General features: G+C 62.6%; 2 protein-coding genes. One reads left to right on the forward strand and one right to left on the reverse strand.

Going from position 1 to position 561, the window contains the following annotated elements; translation table 11 throughout:
* On the reverse strand, positions 1 to 237 hold a 237-nt coding region (locus H6A60_RS12310), incomplete at its 3' end, for a hypothetical protein (RefSeq protein ID WP_205105048.1).
* A 111-nt stretch (positions 238 to 348) separates the two neighbouring features.
* Here H6A60_RS12310 and H6A60_RS12315 point away from each other — a divergent pair.
* Positions 349 to 561: hypothetical protein (locus H6A60_RS12315; RefSeq protein WP_205105050.1), on the forward strand; the 213-nt coding region annotated here is incomplete at its 3' end.

Genomic DNA, 561 nt, shown 5'->3' on the forward strand with positions numbered 1-561 from the left:
CGTCAGTCGGACGCGGCGCAGTCGGTTGACGCCCTGTTCGACGCCGTGGAAGCGAGAGCGAAAAGCGGTGTCGAACAAAGTCGAGCCAAAGCGGCGCTTGACGCGCAGCAACGGGCTTTTCGCTCGCGTGCCGATCGAACGGTGTTCGGGGAGGCGCCTTCGATCGCGGATCGAACGGGGCCTTCGATCGCCGACATGCCGCAGGCAGAAGGAAACCAAAGCGGGGAAGTCCGTCATGTCGTTCGCATCAAATCGAGAGAGAAGCCGCAGCTTTCAACGGCACCGGCGGACGCGTCGGATAAGGGCGAGGCAACGCAAGAGAGTGAGAACGAACAGTCGAATTTTCCCGTGCGCAGCGAACCGAAGGGATTTGCCGCAAATACGACGCCGCAGGCGGGCGTGAAGCCGAAGGCGGAAAGACTCCCGGACGGACGCATGCGCGTGCACACGAGGCTCGGGAAGTTCGGGCCGGAGGCGACTTTGACCGTTCCGTCCTCAGTCGTCACACCGCGAGAACCGAACCGAATCGTTCGCTACACAGAGTCGGGCATACCCGTTTCC

The sequence above is a fragment of the Sutterella massiliensis genome (assembly GCF_016899755.1).
In the GTDB taxonomy this organism is placed as follows: Bacteria; Pseudomonadota; Gammaproteobacteria; order Burkholderiales; family Burkholderiaceae_F; genus Sutterella; species Sutterella massiliensis.